Annotated in this window: 18 protein-coding genes; 9 read left to right on the top strand and 9 right to left on the bottom strand. The window is 46.5% G+C overall.

Going from position 1 to position 17,082, the window contains the following annotated elements:
* Nucleotides 1–30 precede the first annotated feature (30 nt).
* Together K7B07_RS25785 and K7B07_RS25780 are read left to right on the top strand one after the other, a co-directional pair.
* On the top strand, nt 31–1,434 hold the full coding sequence (locus tag K7B07_RS25785; RefSeq protein ID WP_223713430.1) for an MBL fold metallo-hydrolase RNA specificity domain-containing protein: 1,404 nt from the start codon (nt 31–33) through the stop codon (nt 1,432–1,434).
* A gap of 94 nt (nt 1,435–1,528) precedes the next feature.
* Entirely contained in the window at nt 1,529–2,536 is a 1,008-nt protein-coding gene (locus K7B07_RS25780) for a vWA domain-containing protein (protein WP_223713429.1), read from the top strand.
* A 32-nt stretch (nt 2,537–2,568) separates the two neighbouring features.
* On the opposite strand, the gene plsX is transcribed toward K7B07_RS25780, so the two are convergent.
* From plsX to K7B07_RS25740, 8 genes are all read right to left on the bottom strand, one after another.
* Nucleotides 2,569–3,519: a phosphate acyltransferase PlsX gene (gene plsX / locus K7B07_RS25775; protein ID WP_223713428.1), complete on the bottom strand. Its 951-nt coding sequence runs from the start codon at nt 3,517–3,519 to the stop codon at nt 2,569–2,571.
* A gap of 98 nt (nt 3,520–3,617) precedes the next feature.
* A complete protein-coding gene (rpmF, locus tag K7B07_RS25770) occupies nt 3,618–3,812 on the bottom strand; it encodes a 50S ribosomal protein L32 (protein WP_223713427.1) in 195 nt (64 codons plus the stop codon).
* A 53-nt stretch (nt 3,813–3,865) separates the two neighbouring features.
* On the bottom strand, nt 3,866–4,417 hold the full coding sequence (locus K7B07_RS25765; RefSeq protein ID WP_223713426.1) for a YceD family protein: 552 nt from the start codon (nt 4,415–4,417) through the stop codon (nt 3,866–3,868).
* 152 nt (nt 4,418–4,569) lie between these two features.
* Nucleotides 4,570–5,988 carry a Glu/Leu/Phe/Val family dehydrogenase gene (locus tag K7B07_RS25760; protein ID WP_223713425.1) on the bottom strand — a complete coding sequence of 473 codons (1,419 nt, stop codon included), beginning with the start codon at nt 5,986–5,988 and terminating at the stop codon, nt 4,570–4,572.
* 55 nt (nt 5,989–6,043) lie between these two features.
* A complete protein-coding gene (locus K7B07_RS25755; protein WP_223713424.1) occupies nt 6,044–6,256 on the bottom strand; it encodes a CcmD family protein in 213 nt (70 codons plus the stop codon).
* The gene (locus K7B07_RS25750; protein WP_223713423.1) at nt 6,253–6,960 is read right to left on the bottom strand and encodes a cytochrome C assembly family protein; all 708 of its coding nucleotides are present in this window, start codon (nt 6,958–6,960) and stop codon (nt 6,253–6,255) included. The genes K7B07_RS25755 and K7B07_RS25750 overlap by 4 nt, the downstream gene beginning before the upstream one ends.
* A 212-nt stretch (nt 6,961–7,172) precedes the next feature.
* Nucleotides 7,173–7,826, bottom strand: a complete 654-nt coding sequence (locus K7B07_RS25745) for a heme exporter protein CcmB (protein ID WP_223713422.1) — start codon at nt 7,824–7,826, stop codon at nt 7,173–7,175.
* Between the two features lie 11 nt (nt 7,827–7,837).
* The gene (locus K7B07_RS25740; RefSeq protein ID WP_223713421.1) at nt 7,838–8,407 is read right to left on the bottom strand and encodes a thymidine kinase; all 570 of its coding nucleotides are present in this window, start codon (nt 8,405–8,407) and stop codon (nt 7,838–7,840) included.
* A 93-nt stretch (nt 8,408–8,500) separates the two neighbouring features.
* Here K7B07_RS25740 and K7B07_RS25735 point away from each other — a divergent pair, with 93 nt between their 5' ends.
* Nucleotides 8,501–9,238 (top strand): hypothetical protein, encoded by a 738-nt coding sequence (locus K7B07_RS25735; protein WP_223713420.1) that lies wholly within the window; start codon nt 8,501–8,503, stop codon nt 9,236–9,238.
* Here the strand turns inward: K7B07_RS25735 and K7B07_RS25730 are convergent.
* Entirely contained in the window at nt 9,214–10,464 is a 1,251-nt protein-coding gene (locus tag K7B07_RS25730) for a 3-deoxy-D-manno-octulosonic acid transferase (protein WP_223713419.1), read from the bottom strand. The genes K7B07_RS25735 and K7B07_RS25730 overlap by 25 nt on opposite strands.
* 117 nt (nt 10,465–10,581) lie before the next feature.
* Here K7B07_RS25730 and K7B07_RS25725 point away from each other — a divergent pair, with 117 nt between their 5' ends.
* The 6 genes from K7B07_RS25725 to K7B07_RS25700 all read left to right on the top strand — a co-directional run bounded on the left by K7B07_RS25725 (nt 10,582) and on the right by K7B07_RS25700 (nt 17,061).
* The gene (locus K7B07_RS25725; RefSeq protein ID WP_223713418.1) at nt 10,582–11,706 is read left to right on the top strand and encodes a DegT/DnrJ/EryC1/StrS family aminotransferase; all 1,125 of its coding nucleotides are present in this window, start codon (nt 10,582–10,584) and stop codon (nt 11,704–11,706) included.
* A gap of 23 nt (nt 11,707–11,729) precedes the next feature.
* Nucleotides 11,730–13,019 (top strand): nucleotide sugar dehydrogenase, encoded by a 1,290-nt coding sequence (locus K7B07_RS25720; protein ID WP_223713417.1) that lies wholly within the window; start codon nt 11,730–11,732, stop codon nt 13,017–13,019.
* Nucleotides 13,019–13,567 carry a dTDP-4-dehydrorhamnose 3,5-epimerase gene (rfbC, locus tag K7B07_RS25715; protein WP_223713416.1) on the top strand — a complete coding sequence of 183 codons (549 nt, stop codon included), beginning with the start codon at nt 13,019–13,021 and terminating at the stop codon, nt 13,565–13,567. Before K7B07_RS25720 ends, rfbC begins: the two co-directional genes overlap by 1 nt.
* A gap of 2 nt (nt 13,568–13,569) precedes the next feature.
* A complete protein-coding gene (gene rfbD / locus K7B07_RS25710) occupies nt 13,570–14,436 on the top strand; it encodes a dTDP-4-dehydrorhamnose reductase (protein WP_223713415.1) in 867 nt (288 codons plus the stop codon).
* A gap of 147 nt (nt 14,437–14,583) precedes the next feature.
* Nucleotides 14,584–16,632 (top strand): protein-disulfide reductase DsbD family protein, encoded by a 2,049-nt coding sequence (locus K7B07_RS25705; protein ID WP_223713414.1) that lies wholly within the window; start codon nt 14,584–14,586, stop codon nt 16,630–16,632.
* A 9-nt stretch (nt 16,633–16,641) separates the two neighbouring features.
* Nucleotides 16,642–17,061, top strand: a complete 420-nt coding sequence (locus K7B07_RS25700; protein ID WP_223713413.1) for an acyl-CoA thioesterase — start codon at nt 16,642–16,644, stop codon at nt 17,059–17,061.
* Nucleotides 17,062–17,082 lie beyond the last annotated feature (21 nt).

Raw genomic sequence — 17,082 nt, 5'->3', positions numbered from 1 at the left:
AATCCTATCCTAAATATTAAAGTGAAACATATGAAGATTGCTTTTCATGGTGCGGCGCAAACTGTTACAGGATCCAAACACCTGATCACCTTAAAGAACGGAAAGAAGTTATTGCTTGATTGCGGCATGTACCAGGGGCTGGGCGACCAGACCGACCGGCTGAACAGGGACTTTGGTTTTATCAGCAGCGAAGTGGATGTAATGATCCTGTCGCACGCACACATCGATCACTCGGGGCTTATTCCCAAACTTGTGAACGAGGGATTCCGGGGAAAGATATTTTGCTCACCTGCAACAAAAGACCTGACGAATATCCTGTTGATGGACAGCGCGGAAATACAGGAGAGCGACATGCGGTTCCTGGAAAAAAAACGGCAGGGCGCCTCTTCCGAGTTACAGCGGCCGCTGTATACCATTGAAGATGCCAAGCTGGCAATGACCTTATTTGAGACCAGGGAATACGGGGAATGGTTTGATGTCATTGAAGGCGTTCAGGCGTCCTTTACAGACGCCGGTCATATTATTGGAAGTCAGTGTGTGCATTTAAGGATACGCGAAGACGGAAAAGAAACGCATATCACCTTCAGCGGCGACCTGGGGCGGTACCGGGATGTGATCCTCCGGTCACCGGAAGTATTTCCGCAGGCGGATTATATCATTATGGAATCAACCTATGGAAACAGCCTGCATGAAGATGTGCGGGATACGCCCGAAGTATTACTGGAGTGGATCAATAAGGTTTGTGTGGAACGGAAAGGCAAACTGATCTTCCCCGCGTTCAGTGTGGGCCGTACACAGGAAATCTTATACGCGCTGAACCAGCTGGAAGCGCAACGGGTACTTCCGAAGATCCCGTTTTATGTGGACAGCCCGCTGAGCATTGAGGCAACGGATGTGGTAAAACGGTTTCCGCAGTATTTTAACCGGCAGATCCAGCATGTGTTGAAAAATGACGATGATCCGTTCAGCTTTCCCGGTCTCACCTATATCAAATCGGTGGATGAATCAAAGGCACTGAACTTTAAGAATGGCCCTATGGTAATTATTTCTGCAAGCGGGATGGCCGATGCAGGACGGGTAAAACACCATATCAGCAATAATATCGAAAACTCGAGGAATGCTATTGTGATGACCGGTTACTGCGAGCCGCATTCGCTGGGAGGCCGGCTGCTGGCGGGCGCCAGGGAAGTCGGGATCTTTGGGATCGACCACCAGGTCAACGCAGAAATCGGGCAGGTCAGAAGTATGAGCGCGCACGGCGATTATGAGGACATGAGCCAGTGGCTTGCCTGTCAGGACCCGCAGCAGGTAAAACAGTTGTTCCTGGTACATGGGGAACCGGAAGTGCAGCTGGACTTTAAACAGCGGCTGATAAAAAAAGGCTTTCGCGATGTGCTGATCCCCGAACGGCATTTTGAGATCGGATTGACATAGCCAGGGCTTTTCCTTCCTTCTGCAACCAAAAATACCGGTTTACCTGTATTTTCAGATTTAACAATCGAGGGTATTTTCGCAGTAAAATTAAACCATGCGAATGAACTACCCCGGCAGATCACTGAAACTGCGTCTTGGAGCAGCGCTTGTGGCTGTTGTGCTGTTTTCCTGCAAAAAGGATGATACAATTAAGATAACCCCGCCGCTTGATGACAACTCATTACCCTCTGCGGCTGTGTATAATGTAAGAGTGCTGGAAGGCGGCGAACAGAAAGTACGTTTTTCGGTGGATCTTGCCTTGTTCAAGGATTCCAAAAATATGGAGTATGGATTTGGTACCAGTCAATTCTGGATCGATACGCTGCTGAATGCATATGCCTTTAAAACCATAAAAGCTTCGCTGACCGGTGGCGGAGGCGGCTCGAAATATTCCTCTATCATGCTGATGGATCAGAGCGGAAGCACCAATGATACGGATCCGGATGACCTGCGGATCAATGCCGGCAAGATCTTCTGCTGGAACATGGAGCAGGGCAACGATTCCTGGGTATGGTGGTTCTCTTCTAATTACTATAAGATAGGTTCCGGCTTCAGCTCAGACACCGCGCAGCTTGTAAAAGACGTGGAGAGTGTACGTAATAAACCCAAGGACCAGACACTGCTTTATGATTCCCAATACGAGTCGGTGAACAGCCTTTCCAAAAGTGCTGCAAAACCGGTGAAGGCGCTGCTTACTTTTACTGATGGTAAAAACAATTCCGGAAGTAAAAGTGGTGCTGATGTGGTAAATGCGGCAAAAACAGGGAATGTACGTCTTTACAATATCGGATTGGGTGCTTCATCCGATGATTATCTCTACGATCAGGCCGTTGCTACCGGCGGTGCATTTATGTACGCGAAAGACGCCAAACAACTGATCAGTATGTTTGGTAACCTGGGCAAACTGCTCGACGGATCTGCCAGATTCTATTCAGTGGAATGGGAAATGACCCCCGCAAAGGGCAACACGGTCATATCAAAGGGTACTTATAAGGTAGTACTACAGGTAGTAACACCCTACAACTACACCATAGACGTACCGGTAACCATCCGCTACCAGTAACATAAATGCTAAAATGAGTCAGGGGAGGCGGTTTAACTTTGTTGAACCGCTTCTTTTAGTTTTTGCAATACATCGGTCTGCAGCATTTTTTCAGCTACATAAATCATGTTACAGAATGCGGTGGCTTTTGAAATGCCATGACCAATGATCACCGGCTTTTCGATTCCCAATACCGGGGTGCCGCCATAGATCTCAAAGTTGAAACGGTTCAGGTAGGCGTTCTCCAGGCCTTCCGTCCGGGAGATGTCATAAATGGATTCGGCCAGTTTTAAAATGACATTACCGGTAAAACCATCACACACCATCACATCGGCTTTTTCATTAAAGGTATCGCGCCCTTCGATGTTTCCGATAAAATTAATGGTGTTGTTGGCTTTCAGCAGGGGGTAGGCCCCCTGGGTCAGAAGATTGCCTTTGCCTTCTTCCTCGCCTACATTTAGCAGTCCTACTTTGGGATCGCTGATGTCAAGGATATGCCGGGCATATACCGTGCCCAGGGTGGCAAACTGGTTCAGCTGTTCCGGTTTACAATCCGCATTCAGTCCCACATCAAGGATCAGCCCGGTACGGCCCCCCTGTTTAGGAATAATGGATGAGATGACCGGTCTTAAAATCCCTTCGATGGTTTTAAGACTGAAAAGTGCTCCCACCAGCATGGCGCCGGTATTGCCGGCACTGATGAATGCATCGGTCTTTCCCCCTGCCAGGTAATGGAAGCCTGCAGCGATAGAGGATTGTGGTTTTTCTTTTAATGCTTTGGTGGGGTGCTCATGCATATCGATGACCTGCGTTGTAGGTACAACCTGCAGCATCTCTGTTGGTATCTTTTCTTCTGCTATTATCCGGCTTAAGGCAGCTTCATCACCAAAAAGGGTGAGTTGGGTCTTTTTGTTATTTTCATTCCCGGAAAGATATTTTTTAATCCCTCGCAATGCCTCAAGAGGAGCAAAATCTCCTCCCATTGTATCAATTCCAATATTCATAAACGGACTAAAATTAAAAATTCCAAATACATTACCAACCAAAGGTCGTCAATGAATTTGGAATGAACAAGTTAAGTAAACGGGACTTAACGTTTTTTTTAAGCTTTTGAAGGCGCTTTTTCAGCAACAACTTTTCCTTTGTAAATCAGTTTCCCTTCATTCACATATGCACGGTGGCGTACATGTGTTTCGCCTGTAGTGGCGTCTGTAGTTAAAGTAGCTGAAGTTGCTTTATAGTGAGTCCTGCGTTTTGCGCTTCTTTGCTGGCTGTGCCGGCGTTTCGGATTTGGCATAACTGATGAAATTAAATAGTTCTAAATTATGTTTCTTCTTTATTAATATACGTTTAATTATCCAGGTCTTTGAATTTTTCGAGATCTTTCCAAAGCGGGTTGTTCTCTTTCTTTGAATGGGCTTCCACATCCAGTTTGTTTAGCATTTTTAATGCTTCCGGATTGCATTGGGGCCCGTCTGCATTTTCAAAACCACAGGTCTTATGCATCGGAATACTCAGGTTTATGAATTCATAAATCCAGTTTTCCATGTTGAGGTGACTTTCGCCCCGGCTGATATAGTATACATCAGGATCATCTTCCTGATCATTCATCACTTCCGGGTCTTCCACCATTTTGACCGTAATGATGAATTCGTCCCAAAGGTCCAGTGCAATTGTATTGTTGCAGCGGTCGCAAACCACATCCAGCTTGCCGCCTACTTCAAACTTCAGCATCATAAAACTGCTTTTTTTATCAAGCGAAAGTTTTATATGCGCTTTACAATTGGTAAAGTCCTGCTGTTGAAAATCCTCAAAGAACCTGTCTGCTATTTCATAATTGAACTCATGAACTCCTGGTTTTAAACCCACAAAAGCAATATCATACTCTCTTCTGTAAGCCATGGCTCAACTCCTCCCTTTATTTTAGGGATGCAAAAGTACGTAAAATATGTCAAATTAACCAAAAAAGCGGGTGCTAATTTAAGCCGACTGCTTTTTTGACGCAGCTGATTCCTATTGATTTGATAATCAGCGTATAAAAAAGGATTCTTTGTTTATGGGAAAATGCCCAGCTCGGCATAAGTAGTTGCTACTTTGTTGATCGCCACTACATAGGCCGCCGTACGCATGTCCGGGATTTCGGGATTGCTGCGCCATTCTTCCATGATCTCCCTTGTGGCGCCGATCATAGTTTCCTCTAGTCCGCTGTATACCAGATCCACCTCATCCGCGCCGTGCATGATCATTTTCCGGTTCTTTTCCGCCACTCGTTTTCCCGACAGGCTTTCCAGTTCCTCCAGGATGGTGGTGTTGACGTTTTCTGTAAACCGCTTTTCCAGTCTTCCGTACCGGACATGGCTCAGATTCTTCAGCCATTCGAAATAGGAAACGGTCACCCCGCCGGCATTCAGGTACATATCCGGCACCACGAGCACATGTTTATTTAAAAAGATATCGTCTGCTTCCGGTGTCAGCGGGCCGTTGGCTGCTTCCCCGATGATCTTTGCCTTTATACGGGGTGCATTATTTTTGTCGATCACATTTTCCAGGGCTGCGGGGATCAGGATATCGCATTCCAGCTCCAGCGTTTCGAGTGAATTGGTGTGACCGGTGGCGTCTTTAAAACCGAGGATCGATCCGGTGCGTCTTCTGTGCTGGAATACTTCCTCTACATCCAGTCCGTTCGGATTGCTGATACCGCCTTCAAATTCGGCGATACCTACAATAAGCGCCCCCGCTTCATGGAAAAATTTTGCGGAATGATAGCCTACATTTCCCAACCCCTGAACGATCACTCTTTTACCTGCAATGCCGGTCGTTAACCCCAGTTTCTGCATTTCTTCCGGCATATTACAAACCTCGCGGATACCAAAGAATACTCCCAGTCCGGTAGCCTCCCTGCGGCCGCGGACACCGCCCTGGCTCACGGGCTTTCCTGTTACACAACCTGCAGCATCAATTTCCTGCGGGTTCATAGCGCTGTAAGTGTCTACGATCCAGGCCATCTCACGTTCACCGGTACCATAGTCCGGCGCCGGCACATCCGTAGCCGGTCCTATGAAATTCTTCTTGATCAGTTCCGATGTATAGCGGCGGGTGATCTTTTCCAGCTCATAGGGTGTATAATTCTTGGGATCGATCTTGATACCGCCTTTGCCACCTCCAAAGGGCACATTTACAATGGCACATTTATAGGTCATTAAAGCTGCAAGGGCCATCACTTCATCCTGGGTAACCTGCATGGAAAAACGGATCCCGCCTTTGCAGGGTGTTTTGTGATGCGAGTGCTGTACACGGTAAGCCTCAATGACCTCGATTGTCCCGTTCTCTCTTTTGATAGGAAAACGCATCCGGTATACCGAGTTACACGCACTGATCTGCTCCAGTAGTCCTTTATCCCATTTGGTGAATCTGGCAGCTTTATGGAAGCTCTTTTCTACGGCTTCAAAAAAATTGTAATGGACTTCAGACATAGTTGTATATTTTCAAATTAGCAATTTACGCAACAGTTGGCAGGAGAGGGGTTCGTTAATCCTCTGTCTCTTTCTCCAGTTTTTTCAGTTTCCGCTCTACGCGGAACATGTATAAAAACAAGCCGAGGAGTATTACCAGCAATACCGCGATCACCACATAAATTCTGCCGTCGCGCCTCATAAGCGAGTCTGTGGAGGATTGTGCCATTACCAGACCGGGAGTGGCAAGCAGCAGTAAGACGACAAAAAAGGGTATCGGTTTCTTCATTTTTTTAAAAGCGGTTTTAAAAGCGATTTTTCTTTCAGTAAATGGATACGGATCTTGAGCGTAGCGATCCAGACCCCGAGCAATGCCCACCCGATAAATGCGGGATATTCGATCATACGCATCTCCGGGCTCACATCTTTAAAATTCAATGCCGGATTGCCCTCCTGTCCGGGATGCAGGCTGGGAAGCAATCTCGGGATGATAAAAATAGTAGGGAAGAGCATTGCAAACGCAAAGATGTTGTATACCGCGCCCACCCGGGCTTTTTTATCAATATCGCTGATGGAGTCTCTTAAGATCAGATAAGCAAAATAGATCAGCAGGGCCACCGCAGTGCCGATAAGTTTGGGCTCGCGGGCCACCGCACTGAACGACTGAAAAGCCGGGTTGTTGGGATCGGCCCAGGTATAGCTGGCCCAGATAGCACCGGTTGCATACCCCAGCAGCCCAAAGAAAATGCCCACTGTTGCATAGTTTTTGGCAGCGATATCGTACTTCAGGTTCATGGTGCGCAGGTACCGGATGGAATGCACCAGCGAACAGATGAATAACACCATCATTGCCGACCACATGCCCACATGATAAAACAGATTACGGCTGGTTTCTCCTAAAATGGGAAGATTGGGAACTTTGACAAGCAATCCGGCGACAAGCGCATATATTAACAGGAGTACACAAAGGATTTTCCACCACGATTTATACATATTCTAGTATTCTTGTCTTAACTGTACCTTATAGTAATCAACAAAACACAAAAGTAAGCGGAAAGTTGTTTATTAAACCAAATTTGAAAATTGAGTAATGAAAAAGGAATTCCTGTAGAAAATCGGTAAGACTTCTGCAGGGATCCCGCTGTTTCAGTCAAGAAAAAATCAAAAGGTTTTATTTTAATATAAAGACCTCTGGGGATACGGGATTAATCGCGCCATAAAAACGGGAAAAGGATTACTGCAAGTACTGCCACGAGCAGGTCCAGCGCCACCAGCAGGGCAATATCATTCCACTGAATGGCAAGCGCAGGGTTAAAAGCAGCGGTACTGATCTTCATCAGCAGCATCAGCTGCGGCACAATGACCGGGAAGCCCAGGATGGCCATGATGGCGGCATTTTGCTGTGCTTTTGCCGCGATAGCCGCCAAAAAAGTGAACACCATGCTCAGGCTCCAGCCCCCCAGCAATACCAGGCCGACAAACGGCGCTGTTTTTTCGACCGGACTGCCCAGCAGGGCAAAAAACAAGAGGAGACTGATAAAGGACATCAGCAGCATAAGTACAGAATTGAACAACAGCTTGGCCAGCACAAAGTGAACAGGAGAACTGATGGAATAAAAGTATAGCATCCGGCCGCGGCTTTCCTGTAAAAAACTTTTAGCAACCGCATTAATACAAATAAACAGCTGGATCACCCAGAAAAGCCCGTTCCAGGTGGCGCCCTCCGGCTCGTCCAATACAAGAAAAAGAACAAAAACGGTGGCAGCTATATATAACAGAATTCCATAAAAACTATATTGTTGCCTGATTTCCAGTATCAAATCTTTTTTTACTAATTCTATGATTGGATGTTGTCGCAAAAACTGATGGTTTAAACTTTATCAAAATAACATTTCCGGCAGCGGGGTTCATAGGCATCGGTGGCGCCCAGCATGATCTGCTCGTCATCGGGAATTTTCCTGTAAGAATAATTGGCGATATTTCCGCATTTGACACAGATGGCATGCAGCTTGGTAATATAATCTGCTTTTGCGAGGAGAAAGGGCATCTGGCCAAAAGGCTTTCCGGTAAAATCCATATCCAGTCCCGCAACAATTACCCGGATACCCTGATAGGCAAGCCGGTCGCAAACATCCGGAAGCTCGGGATCAAAGAACTGGGCTTCATCGATACCGATCACATCGGCTCCCTGGCCCAGGAGGAGGATCTTCTGGGAATTATCGACGGGCGTTGACAAAATGGCGTTGGTATCATGAGATACAATGCGTTCCTCATCGTACCGGGTATCCATGGCCGGTTTAAAAATCTCCACCTGGAGATTGGCAAATTTTACACGTTTGAGTCGCCGGATAAGCTCTTCCGTTTTACCGCTAAACATGGAACCGCAGATCACTTCTATCCACCCGCGCCGGTCGCCTGTAAGATTCGGTTCAATAAACATGTTTCGTTTTTATTATACCTGCAACAATTTTTGGAGTGTTATTTGTATATTGCTATGGTTACATTGTGTCCATAATTGATCAAAAGTAGGATAATGCAGCGAATAGAAGCACTGATAGAAAAATTAAGAACCCAATTTAATAGTAAGGCCGATTTGTCACAATTGCTGGTCACTGTTCAAATGATCCAGCAGGAGATAAATGGGGAAATGAAAGAGATGGCTGTGTTGGGAAGCAGCAATGTGGCAGTTTTTGTACCTAATTTTTCATCGGTTAATAAGGGAGTGATTATCAGGGATAAAAACGGGTCAGAGAAAGAATATTTTAAGCTGGAAGGCGCCTATGATGAAGATGCGGATGAAGAAGAACTGCGGCTGCTTGAGTTGCAGCATCAGGCCGGTTTATACAATAATGCTCCCGAGAAAAAGGACAATCCATCCTCATCAACAACCCCGGTTAATGGTAAAATCAATGACTTTGATCCATTGCTGGAGGTACCCACACTTTTTCAGCAGGTGCGTAACGGCAGTACTACCCGGCAAAAAAATCAGGCCGGAAAACCGGAAGCAACGGATGGGTTAGCTACCTCACCTGCCATCTCGGATCTGACCACTGATATCTCTGACCAGGATAAGGAGCGGTTTGTCTCGAGGCTCTTCCGCGGTGATGAGATCATGTACAATCGCAGCATCAAGACCATCAATAATTTTGACTCGCTGGAAGAGGCCGAATACTGGGTAAAACGCGAACTGAAAACCAAGCTGGGGTGGATCAATAACAGCGATGTGGAATACTTTGACCGGTTGATTTACAAGAGGTTTTCCCGGATATAATTAAAAATAATCTGAGTAGCGCCCTTATTCTGTGTTACCAGTTCCCCTGCCTCCATTCCTGATTGATGCCGCAGATCCCTGTCGGATTCAAGATCATATAAGATAGTTTCTAATTGATTACTAGTTGAATAACTAAATCCACCTTTTATTTTAACTAAATTAACTGCTTCCGCAAATTTTTGAAAATTCGGGCCGAATACAACGGGTTTGGAAAAAACCGCTGCTTCCAGTGTGTTATGGATCCCGGACGAATTAAAGCCACCGCCGATATAGGCCACGGCCGCATAATAATACAGCCGGGAAAGCATTCCGATATTGTCGATGATTAATATATTGCTTTTTAATCCCGGATCATTGTTTAAGGCAGAATAAAGCACTGCGCCCGGGAAAAGCCGCAGGATTTCATTTATATGACTTGCATTAATTTCATGAGGAGCAATTATTAATGCAGTTTTATTTGAAATTGAATTCATGTATTCTGAAAGATGTTGTTCATCCTCCGGCCAGGTACTGCCCGCTACTATTACAAAAGGCTGATCGGCCACAAACGACTCAATGACCGGCAGGGGCCGGAATCCGGCTGCAATTTGTACCACCCTGTCGAAACGGGTATCCCCGGCCACCGTGATGTCCTTTGAGGGATAGATCGTTTGAAGACGGATACGGCTTTCTGCATCCTGAACAAAAATATGAGAGAAACATTGCAGCATACTGCGATGGAATCCCCCATGAGGTTTAAAAAACAGGGAATGCTCCCGGAAGATGGCCGAGATCAGCAGGGCAGGGATTTTTTGTTCTTTTAGCGTATGCAGGAAGTGATACCAGTATTCATATTTTACAAAAACAACCAGTGAAGGCCGGACGGTGGCCACAAATGCCACGGCATTCCTCCGGGTATCAAGCGGCAGGTAAAAGATCCAGTCGGCCCCCTCGTAATTCTTTCTGATCTCATACCCCGAAGGGGAAAAAAAAGTAAGCAGTATCCTGTGGGAAGGATATTCTTTTTTCAGGATTTCAACTACCGGCCGCCCCTGTTCGAACTCTCCAAGGGATGCACAGTGCACCCAGATAACCGGTGCCGTATTTCCCGCGAAGGCCGTTTCAAGGCGGGCCTGCAGCCCCTTTCTGCCGGAGATCCACTGCCGGGCTTTTTTATTAAAGAGTGAGGCAATAAGAATACCGGCCTGGTACAGCCTTAAAAAAAAAGAATAGAAGATAACTGCCACGTGTTGTTTTTTGCAAATGTAATAAGCTCGTGTCAAGCTTCCACAGAAACAAGTTGGAATAAGGCAACGGGATGCAGCAAATTTAGTTACATTTGCAACCCAATTAAAGTGATTACTATGAGACCGTTATATATGGTTGATACCCATTCCCAGTATCATAAGATAAAACACCAGGTGGACAAAGCGGTTTTGGATGTTATGGAAAGTACCGCTTTCATCAACGGAAAGGCCGTAAAAGATTTTTCGGATCATCTTGCCGGTTATTTGAATGTAAAACATGTTATCCCCTGTGCCAACGGCACAGATGCCCTGCAGATCGCTTTAATGGCGCTCGGCTTGCAGCCGGGCGACGAGGTGATCACGCCGTCCTTTACCTATATCGCCACTACCGAAGTGATCGCACTGCTGCGATTGACGCCTGTTTTTGTGGAAGTGGACCCCGAAACATTTTGCATCGACCCTGCTGCAATAGAAAAAGCAATTACTCCCAGAACAAAGGCCATCGTACCGGTACACCTGTACGGCCAGGCTGCTGACATGGAATCTATATTAAAGATCGCTGAAAAGCATCAGCTTTTTGTAATAGAAGATAATGCCCAGGCGATCGGATGTGATTTTCATTTTTCGGACGGCAGTTCCCGCAAAACGGGAACTATCGGGCATGTCGGTTGTACCTCTTTTTATCCCAGCAAGAACCTGGGCGCTTTCGGAGACGGCGGTGCCATGTGCACTAACGATGACCTGCTTGCAGAAAAATTAAGAATGATCGCCAACCACGGCCAGAAGGAACGGTATTACCACGAAGTGGTAGGCTGCAACAGCAGACTGGACAGCATACAGGCGGCCATACTGGATGTAAAGCTGGCGCACCTGGATGCGTATTGCCAAGCACGCCAGGCAGTGGCGGCTTATTACGACAACGCATTTTCAGGTACCGAAAAGATCCGTACACCTTTTAAAGAGGCTTACTCGGATCATGTATACCATCAGTATACCATCATACTGGAAGGCGTGGACCGGGATGCATTTAAAGCGGGGCTTGACAAGAAGGGCGTTCCTTCCATGATCTATTATCCGGTGCCGGCACACAAACAAAAAATGTTTGAGCAATTTGGGGTGGATGCCCTGGAGCTTCCGTTAACAACCTATTTAACAGAACGGGTGATCTCGCTGCCGGTTCATACGGAAATGGATGAAGAACAACTGGAGTTCATTGCTGATGCGGTGTTATCTCTTATATAATCTAACCCAACAAACAAGTATTCATGTATTCTGCGCTAATCAACAAACAGGCGAAACTTGCAGTTATCGGCCTGGGCTATGTCGGTCTGCCCATTGCCCTCGAATTTGCCAAAAAACTTTCTGTGATCGGTTTTGACATCAACGATCAGCGGATCGCACTTATGAAAAAAAATATCGATCCCAGTAATGAGCTGGCTCCGGAGGCATTTGAAGGATGCGATATCACCTTTACCAGTTCTATTGAGGAGTTACGGGAAGCACGGTTTTTTATTGTGGCCGTTCCCACACCGGTGGATGCCACCAATGTACCGGATCTTACACCTGTACTGAAAGCTTCAGAGACCATTGGAAAAGTGATCAAGAAAGGAGACTACGTGGTGTTCGAATCCACCGTGTATCCCGGCTGCACCGAGGAGGATTGCCTGCCGGTTATCGAACGCATCTCCGGTTTAAAAAATATCGAAGATTTTAAATCGGGCTATTCGCCGGAACGGATCAACCCCGGGGATAAAGAGCATACACTTTCGTCGATTATAAAAGTGGTGGCCGGTTGTGACGCTGCAGCACTGGATACCATTGCCGATGTTTACGCGCTGGTGGTTAAGGCAGGGGTGCATAAAGCTTCTTCAATTAAAGTAGCAGAGGCGGCAAAGGTGATCGAGAACACACAACGCGATCTGAATATCGCGCTGATGAACGAACTTTCCGTTATTTTCAATATCATGAACATCAATACCTATGAAGTACTGGAGGCGGCTGGAACAAAATGGAATTTCCTGAAGTTTCAGCCGGGCCTGGTAGGTGGGCACTGCATAGGGGTGGATCCTTATTACCTCACTTATAAAGCCAGCCAGCTGGGGTATAATGCAGAAGTGATCCTGGCCGGGCGGAATATCAATGACCGTATGGCCAAACATGTTGCGGAAAAAGTGGTAAAGCATATCCTGAAATGCGGAACCAATATTGCAGAGGCGGTCGTCTTGATCAAAGGCGCTACTTTTAAAGAAAATGTAAGCGATATCCGGAACAGTAAAATAGCAGATATCGTTTCGGCACTGGAGGAGTACTCGGTAAAGGTACATGTAGAGGACCCGCTTGCTTCTTCGGAGGAACTGAAACACGAATATGGCTTTGAGCTGAAAGATGCTGCCGGAGATAATTATGATGCCGTGATCGTAGCGGTTCCGCACCGCGAGTATACAACACTGGATGATGCTTATTTTTGTGGTATCACAAAAGAGAATGCGATCGTTGCAGATTTAAAAGGTATTTACAGGAATAAAATTAATAACCGGAGTTATTTTAGTTTATAATGTCATTTACTGCTACTGATATTGAAGGATTGTTACTGTTTGAACCCCGTGTATTTGAGGATGCACGCGGCTGTTTTTTTGAAGCTTATAATCAGTCCGCCTTTGAAAAAGCGGGAGTCACCTGTAATTTTATACAGGACAACCAGTCGCATTCTTCTTACGGGGTCATCCGAGGATTACACTATCAGCTGAACCCGTATGCGCAAAGCAAACTGGTGCGGGTGCTTGAGGGCACGATCCTGGATGTTGCAGTGGATGTACGGAAGGGTTCGCCTACTTACGGCAGGATATTTTCGGTGGAATTATCAGCAGACAACAGGAAGCAATTGCTGATCCCGCATGGGTTTGCACATGGGTTCTCTGTGCTGAGTTCTAAAGCAACCGTTCTGTACAAATGTGATGCCTTCTATAATAAGGAAAGCGAAGGCGGGATCATTTTTAATGATCCGGATCTGATGATCGACTGGGGCGTACCGCAAGAAGACCGTATTGTTTCAGAAAAAGATCTTCAGCTTCCTTTATTCAAAAACGCGATCAATAATTTTTGATAATGAGTCAGCTCCTGAAAATCCTTGTTACCGGCTCCAATGGCCAGCTGGGCTCCGAGCTCAGGGAACAGGCAGCGGAACACGCTGGCTGGGTAATTGACTTCACCGACCGCAGCCGGTTGCCGCTTACGGAAGAGCAGGCGGTACTGGATTATTTTGAGCAGTTCCGTCCTCAGTATTGTATCAACTGTGCGGCCTATACTGCAGTAGATAAAGCAGAGCAGCCGCAGGAACAAACGGAAGCCCGGAAAGTAAATGCACTGGCTGTGGGGTATCTTGCAAAAGCCTGTGCCCGGTACGGTACAAAGTTGATCCATATTTCCACCGATTATGTTTTTGACGGAACAGCTTCCAGACCCTACCGCTCTTCAGACCCCACCCATCCGATAAATGTATACGGAACCACCAAGCTGGAAGGAGAATTGCTGGCGGCACAATACACCGACGCCGTGATCATCCGGACGGCCTGGGTATATTCTTCCTTTGGGAAAAACTTTGTAAAGACCATGATCCGGCTGATGGCGGAAAAACCCTCCATTAACGTAGTGGCCGACCAATACGGCTCTCCCACCTATGCAGGCGACCTGGCTGCAGCAATTTTAAGTATTGTTCAATCCGGGAACTGGGTACCCGGGGTCTATCATTACTCCAATGAAGGAAAGATAAGCTGGTTTGAATTTGCCACCGCGATCGGTAAATATATCAACAGTCCCTGTGTGGTAAGCCCCATACCCTCATCTGCTTATCCCACGCCGGCCAGACGCCCGGCCTATTCGGTACTGGATAAAACAGCTATAAAAGAAACGTATGGCATTGCCATTCCGGACTGGCAGGACAGCCTGAAGCAATGCCTGGCCCGGCTGCATTAGGGGCCTGGCAGATCAATGCCGCATCAGGAGTGCTTTGCAACCTTCCGGCAGGAACCGTGTTATTATAGTATAAATCATATATACATATAAACATTTGTTAGTGCGGTATAAAAATCTATTTTTGCCGGTAAATATAAATACTTGTTCATGAAGCGGATCTTTACCCTTTTCTCCCTGGTTCTAATTGCTTTTTTCGCATCGGCACAGGATTCCTCAAAAATAAGATTTACCTATAACCAGCACCGGGTAAATGATACCGAACTGCAACTGATCATTACCGCTCATGTAGCCGAACCGGGTACGGAATTGTTTGGCATTCAGACGGCAGATAACAAGGATGTATTTTCCGCCATCGTGTTTGATACGGCCGCCCAATCCTATCTGAAGGACAGTATCGTGGAAAAAGGCAACCTGACAAAGCAGTCCGATCCGGTGCTGAATGCCCCCGTTAGTTTTGCAAAAGATTCCATCCGGTGGATCCAGTCCGTAACACTGAAAAAAGGCGACAGTGCCGTTATAAAAGGCATTACTACGTATATGTTTAAATCGGGAGATGCCTTTGCTTCCTTTGAAGCGCCCTTTAAATTCTATGTAAAAAATATTGATTCGGATACCATAACAACTGCGGGTCTTCATAAGGTTGCAAATACCGGTGAGGGTGCGGGTCAGTCACTGCTGTGGATCTTTCTTTCTGCGTTTGCAGGCGGGCTGCTGGCGTTGCTGACCCCCTGCATTTATTCCATGATTCCTGTTACGGTAAGTTTTTTTACCAAAAGGAGTAAGACAAAACAGGAAGGGATAAAAAATGCATTATTGTACTCCCTGTCCATTATCCTCATTTTTACATTTGTCGGGTTTCTGATCACGCTGATTTATGGCCCCGCGGCTTTAAACAATCTCGCAACAAACTGGATCGCTAATATTATCTTCTTTCTTGTGTTCCTGGTCTTTGGTATTTCGTTTCTTGGTGCCTTTGAAATCTCATTACCCAGTTCATGGTCCACCCGGGCCGACAGCAAGGCCGGTACCGGTAACTTTCTGGGTATTTTCTTTATGGCGCTGACATTGGTGATCGTATCATTTTCCTGTACAGGGCCTATTATCGGCCCCTTGCTGGTTGTAGCATCAAAAGGGAGCTTTTACGGACCCCTGGTGGGAATGTTCGGTTTTTCGCTGGCATTGGCATTGCCTTTTGCGCTTTTTGCATTTTTCCCCAGTAAACTGAATGCGCTGGGCAAGTCCGGCGGCTGGCTGAATGCGATAAAGGTGACACTTGGATTCCTGGAGCTGGCGCTGGCGCTCAAATTTTTATCAAATGCTGATCTGGCAAAGAACTGGCGGATACTGGACCGGGAGATCTTTATCGTATTATGGGTAGTGATCTTCTTTTTGCTGGGACTGTATCTTTTGGGCAAGCTGAAATTCAAACATGACGACGAATTGCCCAAAAATGATTTCGGATTGCCTTATCTTACCGTAACCCGGCTGTTCTTTGCGATCGCCTCCTTTGGAATGGTAGTATATCTCGTCCCCGGTTTATGGGGCGCACCACTGAAAGGATTATCAGCATTCCTTCCTCCGATGGGCACACAGGATTTCAATGCAGACGACCTGCCGCCCGGCTTTGATCCAGGATCGCTTGGAAGCAATAAGGGGGCAAATACCGTATCTTATGAACAGGGTCTTCCCGAACCGGTGAAGTATGCGGCGATCATGAAAAAGAACGAGCCGGATGTAGTGGTGAACAGCGGACTGGTAACCTATTTTGACTATAAAGAAGCGCTGGAAGTGGCACGTAAGCAGAAGCGGCCACTCATGCTGGATTTTACCGGTATCAATTGTGTGAACTGTCGTAAAATGGAAGGGCAGGTGTGGAGTGATCCGGAGATTATGAAACTGCTGAAAGATGAATTTGTGATCGCCTCCTTGTTTGTCGATGTCCATAACGGTGTGGATCTTCCTGAAGCCGAACAATACCAGTCGAAGGATCTTGGAAAAAAGATTGAAACGCTGGGAGAGCTGAATACAGATATACAGGTATCGCGTTTTGGCGCCAATACACAGCCCTTCTATTTTTTCCTTGATGGAAAAGAAGAACGCCTGGCACCGGAAGGATATCCGTATGATCCGTCCGTAAGCAAATTCAAGACACACCTGGAAAAAGTAATTGCCGAGTATAAAAAAAGAAATAGTTAAGCCCTTATTATGGAAGATAAGATGACACCTGAAAATGAAATGCGGTTCCATACCCGCAAATGGGTAAAACCGGAAGATCTGAACCCGAACCAGTCTTTATTCGGAGGCCGGTTGTTACAGTGGATCGACGAAGAAGCGGCCTTATATGCCATCATACAGCTGGAAAATACCCATGTGGTCACCAAGTTCATATCGGAGATCAATTTTATCGCTTCCCCAAAACAGGGGGATATCATAGAGATCGGGATCGTCGCCACCAAGTTCGGGAATACATCGCTGACACTGCGTTGTGAGGTAAGAAATAAAATGACACAGGAGCCGATACTTACGATTGACCGGATGGTTTTTGTAAACCTTGATAAAAACGGTACCCCTACACCGCACGGCAAGACGGCGATCACTTTTGTAGCAGAACGCCTGCTGAAATAAATACGTATTGCGCAAAAAAAA

It is taken from the genome of Niabella beijingensis, from assembly GCF_020034665.1.
Lineage (GTDB): Bacteria > Bacteroidota > Bacteroidia > Chitinophagales > Chitinophagaceae > Niabella > Niabella beijingensis.
The sequence above is the reverse complement of the archived record's forward strand: the minus strand, read 5'-3'. Positions and strand labels throughout refer to the sequence as shown.

Bases quoted from the DNA above. Each gene is read 5' to 3' on its own strand.
- K7B07_RS25785 (WP_223713430.1), top strand. From the start codon at position 31: ATGAAGATTGCTTTTCATGGTGCGGCGCAAACTGTTACAGGATCCAAA.
- K7B07_RS25780 (WP_223713429.1), top strand. From the start codon at position 1,529: ATGCGAATGAACTACCCCGGCAGATCACTGAAACTGCGTCTTGGAGCA.
- plsX (WP_223713428.1), bottom strand. From the start codon at position 3,519: ATGAATATTGGAATTGATACAATGGGAGGAGATTTTGCTCCTCTTGAG.
- rpmF (WP_223713427.1), bottom strand. From the start codon at position 3,812: ATGCCAAATCCGAAACGCCGGCACAGCCAGCAAAGAAGCGCAAAACGC.
- K7B07_RS25765 (WP_223713426.1), bottom strand. From the start codon at position 4,417: ATGGCTTACAGAAGAGAGTATGATATTGCTTTTGTGGGTTTAAAACCA.
- K7B07_RS25760 (WP_223713425.1), bottom strand. From the start codon at position 5,988: ATGTCTGAAGTCCATTACAATTTTTTTGAAGCCGTAGAAAAGAGCTTC.
- K7B07_RS25755 (WP_223713424.1), bottom strand. From the start codon at position 6,256: ATGAAGAAACCGATACCCTTTTTTGTCGTCTTACTGCTGCTTGCCACT.
- K7B07_RS25750 (WP_223713423.1), bottom strand. From the start codon at position 6,960: ATGTATAAATCGTGGTGGAAAATCCTTTGTGTACTCCTGTTAATATAT.
- K7B07_RS25740 (WP_223713421.1), bottom strand. From the start codon at position 8,407: ATGTTTATTGAACCGAATCTTACAGGCGACCGGCGCGGGTGGATAGAA.
- K7B07_RS25735 (WP_223713420.1), top strand. From the start codon at position 8,501: ATGCAGCGAATAGAAGCACTGATAGAAAAATTAAGAACCCAATTTAAT.
- K7B07_RS25725 (WP_223713418.1), top strand. From the start codon at position 10,582: ATGAGACCGTTATATATGGTTGATACCCATTCCCAGTATCATAAGATA.
- K7B07_RS25720 (WP_223713417.1), top strand. From the start codon at position 11,730: ATGTATTCTGCGCTAATCAACAAACAGGCGAAACTTGCAGTTATCGGC.
- rfbC (WP_223713416.1), top strand. From the start codon at position 13,019: ATGTCATTTACTGCTACTGATATTGAAGGATTGTTACTGTTTGAACCC.
- rfbD (WP_223713415.1), top strand. From the start codon at position 13,570: ATGAGTCAGCTCCTGAAAATCCTTGTTACCGGCTCCAATGGCCAGCTG.
- K7B07_RS25705 (WP_223713414.1), top strand. From the start codon at position 14,584: ATGAAGCGGATCTTTACCCTTTTCTCCCTGGTTCTAATTGCTTTTTTC.
- K7B07_RS25700 (WP_223713413.1), top strand. From the start codon at position 16,642: ATGGAAGATAAGATGACACCTGAAAATGAAATGCGGTTCCATACCCGC.